A 6,778-nucleotide genomic window follows, 5' to 3' on the forward strand; every position below is an offset into this window, starting at 1 on the left:
CCGTCTTGTCCTGGGACTTGGGTGCGTGGAAGCGGGTGTACCAGGGGCCGGCGCCGACCACCTTGACGGCCTTTCCGTAGACCTGGAACTTGTTGCTCGTCTCGTAGTCACCCGCCGGCAGGTAGACGCCCGTCAGCTTTCCGGTGGTGTCCATGCGGACCTTGTCCAGGGCGTTCTGCACGTCCTGGTGACCGAAGCCGGCGGGCACCGCGTAGGAGCCGGGGTCGGGGTTGGCCTTGGGTGCCACCTGCTCCAGGTCGACGAAGTCGATGGCGTAGCGGGAGGTGTTGGCGCTGTCCTTCTGGAGCTTGATCTTGCTGCCCGCCTTGACCGTCCCGCCGAGCATGATGTTCGCCTCGTCGTAGATGTGGCGGGCGGGTCCGGCGCCGGGCGAGTTGCCGGGTGCGGCTTCGTCCCCGTACAGCCAGGCGTACTTGGAGGTGAGGTCGATCGCCTTGCGGAAGGTGCCGTCGACGTAGACGTTCAGGGTCGCCTCGGTGCCGCCGCCGCCCGGTGCGTCCGGGATGGAGAAGCGGGTGACCAGGGTGTTGGTGTCCTGCTTGGCGGTGAACTCCACCGATTCGCCGGTCGAGTTCAGGGTGACCGCCTTGCGGCCCGATGCCTCGCCCGCCAGGTCGCCGACGGTGCGGTTGGGCCCGACGGTCTTCGCGCCGCCGGCGAGCACGCCGTCCTCGGCCTCGTAGGTGTCGTAGGGCATGTCGGCGCCGCGGCCCACGAACAGCGAACGGGTGCTGGTGTTGTTCTCGCGCTTGACCGGCAGCTCGTTGGCGTCGTCGGCGATGACCGTCTTGACCGTGAAGCGGCCCTTGGCGGCCGTCCAGGTACCGAGTTTGACCGGCGCCGTGGTGTCACCCGCGCCGATCGTGCCGTTGTGCTCGCCGGTCAGGGTCTTGACCGTGGCGCCCTTGTCGTCCTGCACGACGAGCGTGATGCCGTGCGCGCCGGACGCGGACGCCTTGGTGCCCTGGTTCTTGACCGCGACGCTGAAGGTGACGTCCTTGCCCGCGGTGGGCGCGGACGGGGTCCAGCTCACGGGTGAGGCCACCAGGTCGGAGGAGTCGACCTGCTTGACCACCAGCGGGTCCGGGCTTGTGTAGGTGTTGTTGCCCTCGTTCTGCTCGATCACCTCGTTCTTCTCGTCGACCTGCGCGCTGAAGGGGTACGAACCCGCCGCGAGCGCACCGGCCTTGACGTCGACCGTCGCCGATTCGCCCGCGCCGAGCGCGCCCACGGCCGCGGTGCCCGCCTTGTTGCCGCCGAGGCGGAAGGTGGCGTCGGTGGCCGTGGAGGCCTCGGTGCCGCGGTTGCGCACGGTCGCGGTCAGGGTCAGTTCGTCGGTCTCGGTCGGCGTGCCGGGGGCGTGGGACAGCTTGGTGATCTCCAGGTCGGGGTTGGCCGCCGGGGCGCCCATGACCTGGAACTCGGCCACCTGCCCGGCCGTGGCGCCGCTGTTGGCGGTGAAGCGCAGCCGCACGTCGGCGACCTTGGCGGAGACCGGGATGGTGACGGTGTTCTGGTTGCCGGAGGGGCTGAAGGAGTACTCCTTCTCCGCCACCAGCGAGGTGAAGTCGGTGGCCTTCTGCTCCCGGCCCAGGACCTGCACCTTCTGGGTGCGCGGGCTCCAGCCGGCATCCGGGTTGAGCTTGACGACGACCGCGTCGACATCGGCGTTGGCGCCGAGCTTGACGGTCAGGGTGTTCGGGTAGCTGCCCGCGGCGCCCTCCCAGTAGGTGGACGTCTGGCCGTCGTTGGCGTTCTCGGCGACGAACGTGTGGATCACCGAGGAGGCCGTGATCGGCTTGCCCGCGGCCAGGTCGGTGTTGCCGCCGCCGGGGCGCGTGACGGTGTTGCTGTGCGCCGAGACGTTGCCCGCCGCGTCGCGGGCCCGCACCGTGTAGGAGACGGTGACGCCCGCCGACCGGGAGTCGGTGTAGGACGTCACGTCACCGGCCACGGACTTCAGGAGCTTGCCGTCGGCGTACACGTCGTACGCCGTGACCTTCACGTTGTCGTCCGATGCGGCCCAGGTCAGCTTGATCTGATCGCCGGAGGGCTGGGTGAAGGCGAGGTTCGAGGGGGCGGTGGGGGCCTGGGTGTCGCCCGAATCGCCCTTGCGGGTCACGGAGTTGCTGTTGGCCGAGGCGTTGCCGGCGGCGTCGCGGGCCCGCACGTAGTAGGTGACGCTGGCGCTCGCCGGACGGGTGTCGGTGTAGGTGCGCACATCACCGGCGACGCTGGTGAGCAGCTCCCCGCCCGCGTAGACGTCGTAGGCCGTCACGCCCTTGTCGTCGTCGGAGGCGTCCCAGGTCAGCTTGATCTTGCCCGGTTCCGGTTCGGTCAGGGCGAGGTTCTTGGGTGCGGTGGGTGCCTGCGAGTCGCCGCCCGCCGGGCCGTAGATCTCCAGCTCGGACAGCTGGCCTGCGGGCTGTCCGGTGTTGGCGGTGATCAGGACGCGGACGTAGCGGGTGCTGGCGGAGTCGAAGGAGAGCGTGGCGGAGTGGTCCGATGCCGCGCTGAAGGCGTGCTCCTTGGACGCGGTCAGGTCGGTGAAGTCCGAGCCGTTGGTACTGCCCTGGATCTTGAGGGTCTGGGTGCGGTCGCCCCAGCTGCCGGGCACCCGCAGGACCACTTCGTCGACCCGTGCCGTGGCGCCGAGGTCGGCCTGGATCCACTGCGGCAGCTTGCCGTTCTCGCTCTCCCAGTAGCTGGACCGGTTGCCGTCGGCTGCGTTCGCGGCGGTGTAGGTCTGGGTGTGGCTGCTGGCCTTGAGTGTCTTGCCCAGGGCGAGGTTCACCGAGGCGTCGGCGGCCGCGTGTACCTGGAGTTCGGCCAGTTGCGCGGCGGGCCAGCCGGTGTTGGCGGTGACGTGCACCCGCACGTAGCGGGTCTGTGCGGCCGCGAAGCCGATGGTCACCGTGTTGCCCGAGCCGGGCTCGAAGGAGTGCGCGGCCGACGCGGCCAGGGTCTGGAAGCCGGAGCCGTCCGAGCTGCCCTGCACGGACAGGGTCTGCTTGCGGGTCTCCCAGGCCGGGGGCAGCTTGAGGACCACTTCGTCGACGCGGGTGGCGCGCCCGAGGTCGACCTGGACCCACTGCGGCAGGTCGGACGACGAACTCTCCCAGTACGAGCCGGTGTTGCCGTCGGTGACCTGGCCGGCGCCGTGCGCCTCCTTGGCGCTGCTTGCCTTGGCCGGCTTGCCGGCGGCCTGGTCGGGGCCGCCCGCGGCCGAGGCGGACAGGGCGGGCAGACCGAGCAGCAGCAGGGTGGCGGTGAGCGCGGCAGCGAACGGCCGCCACCACCAGCGGGATCTTCGGGCCGAGGCCCGGGCGTCTGCGATGCGTCTCATGGCTCGTGCGACTCCCTCACTCTGGCAACGCGCACGTTTTCGCGTTGAGAAGTGGGAGAATTGCAGAGAAGTGTCGAGTTGACTACAGCCGAAGCGGAACTTGTGCCCGCTGCTTTGCCGTCGCGCCGGGCCCCCGTTGCGCGGCAGTCACCCCCGTAGCGGGCATAGCCGCCGGTCGGTCCGGCAGGCGTCGCCCTGCGGTAGAGCCTCGATCCGGGTTCAATCCAGTTTTTGCAATCTGTGCTCAAGATATTGCGCGGCGGTTACGGCGGTGGTTGAGTATGCGCCGCACCCGGCACCCACCGCACAGCGGCGGGCCGGCCGTGCCAGTGAGGGGTGCGCCGCCGCCTTGCCCGAGCGGGGCGGCGCCGCGCCGTAATGCACGACCCGGAGGGGGTCCCCTGATGTCATTCACACGCAGGCGCACGCTCGTGCTCGCCACAGCGGCCGTTCTTTCGCTGGTTTCGCTGACCGCTTGCGGCACCAGCAGCGACGGAACCGAATCGGATTCCGGCGGCAAGGTGAAGCTCGACGTCAACGGGCAGCCGCCCAAGACCCAGGCCTTCGAGCGCACGCTCTTCGACAAGCACGTGAAGCAGTTCGAGAAGGCCAACCCGGACATCGACATCGTGCCGCACGAGGGCTTCATGGACCCGAAGACCTTCAACGCCAAGCTGGCCGGCGGCAAGCTGGAGGACGTCTTCTACGTCTACTTCACCGACACCCGCTCCCTGATCGAGAAGAAGCAGGCCGCGGACATCACGGACGCCGTCAAGGACATGCCGCACAGCGGCGACATCCAGGACCCGCTGATGAAGATCTTCCAGGACGACGAGGGCCGCCAGTACGGCCTGCCGACGTCCAACTACTCGATGGGCCTGGTCTACAACCGCGCCCTGTTCGAGAAGGCCGGCCTGGACCCCGACAAGGCCCCCAAGACCTGGGCGGACGTCCGCAAGGCCGCCAAGAAGATCGCCGCGCTCGGCGACAACACGGTGGGCTACGCCGACTTCTCCAAGAACAACCAGGGCGGCTGGCACTACACCGCGGAGCTGTACTCCCGAGGCGGCAAGATCGCCGAGGAGAGCGGCGGAAAGTGGAAGGCCGCGTTCAACACCCCCGAGGGCAAGGCCACCTTCCAGGACCTGTACGACATGCGCTGGAAGGACAACTCGATGGGCAGCAAGCAGCTGCTCCAGGTCGAGGACGTCCAGCGGATGATGGGCTCGGGCAAGCTCGGCATGTACGTCTCGGCGGCCGACAACATCACCGTCATCGCCAAGCAGTTCGGCGGCAAGTACGAGGACTACGCCCTGGCCCCGGTGCCCGACGCGAAGGGCACGCTGCTTGGCGGCGAGGGCTACATGATCAACCCCAAGGCGTCCCCGGAGAAGATCAAGGCCGGCGTCAAGTGGCTCCAGTGGCGCTACCTCAACCCCGAGCTCATCGAGAAGAACGTCGCCGACTACGCCAAGGCCAAGCTCCCCGTCGGCATCCCGATGCCCATGGTCCCCGACGTCTTCGAGGGCCAGGTCCGCGACCGGGTCGAGAAGGTCAAGAAAGAGAACGCCAACATGCCCACCGGCAACTACCAGGCGTTCATGGACTCCGCGCCCGAGGTGCCCGGCGTGATCGAGCCGCCCAAGGCCCAGGAGGTCTACGCGATCCTCGACTCGGCGATGCAGTCCGTCCTGACCAAGAAGGACGCCGACATCGACGCGCTTCTCGACGACGCCGAGAAGAAGGTCAACGCGATCTACAGCAGCTCCTGATGAGCATGTCCCTGAAGACGTCCCCCCGGCCCGTGGCCGCGCCCCCGCTGCCGCCCGCTCCCCAGCGGCGGCGGCGGGCGGCCCGGCGCCGCGCACTGCGCGAGCACATGACGGCGTACGGGTTCCTCTGCGCCGCCGTGGTGATCTTCGCCCTCTTCTCGTGGTGGCCGATCATCCGCAACGTGCTCCTGGGCTTCCAGGAAGTCAACTTCGCCACCGGCAACACCTGGGTGGGCGCCGACAACTTCCAGAAGCTGTTCAACGACCCGCTGTTCCTCACCGCCTGGAAGAACACCGGCCTGTTCACGCTGTACGCGCTGGTGCTCGGCTTCGGTGTGCCGTTTTTGACCGCGGTGCTCCTGAACGAGTTCCGCCACGCGCGGGCCTACTTCCGGGTCCTGGTCTATCTTCCCGTGATGCTGCCGCCGGTGGTCGTGGCGCTGATGTGGAAGTGGTTCTACGACCCGGGCCCCGGGCTGCTCAACGAGATCCTGCGCACGCTGCACCTGCCGACATCGGCCTGGCTGGACTCCTCGTCCACCTCACTGATCTCCCTGGTCATCGTCTCGACCTGGGCGAACATGGGCACCACCACACTGATCTACCTCGCCGCCCTGCAGACCATCCCCGGCGAGCTCTACGAAGCCGCCGAACTGGACGGCGCCAACATCTGGCAGCGGCTGCGCCACGTCACCATCCCCCAGACCCGGTTCGTGCTCCTGGTCCTGCTGCTGCTCCAGATCGTGGCGACCATGCAGGTGTTCACCGAGCCGTACGTGATGACCGGCGGCGGCCCCGAGGACTCCACGGTCACCGTCATGTTCCTGGTCTACCGCTATGCCTTCGTCTACAACGACTTCGGCACCGCCAGCGCCCTGAGCCTGCTGCTCCTGATCGTCCTGGGCGCCTTCTCCGCCCTCTATCTGCGCATCACCCGCGCCTCGAAGGAGTGAGAGGGATGTCCGCCTCGATGCGCACCCTGGTGCGCCCCGCCGTCCTCAAGACGCGCAAGGGACGGATCGTCTACTGGTCGACGCTCGCCGTCGCGCTCGTGCTGTTCACGCTGGCCTTCGTCGTGCCGCTGTACTGGGCCGCGACCGGAGCCATGAAGTCCTCCACGGAGCTGGCGCAGAACCCGCCCACCTACATCCCCGAGTCCTGGCACCCCGAGAACTACGCCAAGGCGTGGCGGGAGATGGACCTGGCCGACTACTTCCTCAACACCGTCGTCCTGGCCGGCGGCGCCTGGCTGGTGCAGCTCGCGGTGCAGGTCCCGGCCGCCTACGCCCTGTCCAAGCTGCGCCCGCGGTTCGGCAACGTGGTCCTCGGCCTGATGCTGGTGACCCTGATGATGCCCGCCACCGCGCTGCTCGTGCCGGTCTACCTCACCGTCGTGGACGTCCCCCTGTTCAACCGCAACCTGATCAACAGCCCCAGCGCGGTCTGGCTGCCCGCCGCGGCCAACGCCTTCAACATCTACATCCTGAAGAACTTCTTCGACCGGATCCCCGACGAACTCCTCGACGCGGCGAAGGTGGACGGCGCGGGACCCATCACGACCATGTGGCGCATTGTGCTCCCGCTGGCCCGGCCGATCCTGGCCGTGGTCTCCATCCTCTCCATCGTCACGGCCTGGAAG

Annotated in this window: 4 protein-coding genes; 3 read left to right on the forward strand and 1 reads right to left on the reverse strand. The window is 68.4% G+C overall.

What is annotated here, in order from left to right:
- On the reverse strand, nt 1-3,367 hold a 3,367-nt coding region (locus ACQKIP_RS35815; RefSeq protein WP_427745093.1), incomplete at its 3' end, for a discoidin domain-containing protein.
- A 404-nt stretch (nt 3,368-3,771) separates the two neighbouring features.
- Between ACQKIP_RS35815 and ACQKIP_RS35820 the strand changes: the two genes are divergently transcribed.
- From ACQKIP_RS35820 to ACQKIP_RS35830, 3 genes are all read left to right on the forward strand, one after another.
- Nucleotides 3,772-5,139: an ABC transporter substrate-binding protein gene (locus ACQKIP_RS35820; protein ID WP_365854019.1), complete on the forward strand. Its 1,368-nt coding sequence runs from the start codon at nt 3,772-3,774 to the stop codon at nt 5,137-5,139.
- A 5-nt stretch (nt 5,140-5,144) separates the two neighbouring features.
- A complete protein-coding gene (locus ACQKIP_RS35825) occupies nt 5,145-6,092 on the forward strand; it encodes a carbohydrate ABC transporter permease (RefSeq protein ID WP_427745095.1) in 948 nt (315 codons plus the stop codon).
- Between the two features lie 5 nt (nt 6,093-6,097).
- Nucleotides 6,098-6,778 (forward strand): carbohydrate ABC transporter permease (locus tag ACQKIP_RS35830; protein WP_427745094.1); only part of this gene is annotated, 681 nt, incomplete at its 3' end.

It is taken from the genome of Streptomyces sp. NPDC059900 (genome assembly GCF_050270335.1).
In the GTDB taxonomy this organism is placed as follows: Bacteria; Actinomycetota; Actinomycetes; order Streptomycetales; family Streptomycetaceae; genus Streptomyces.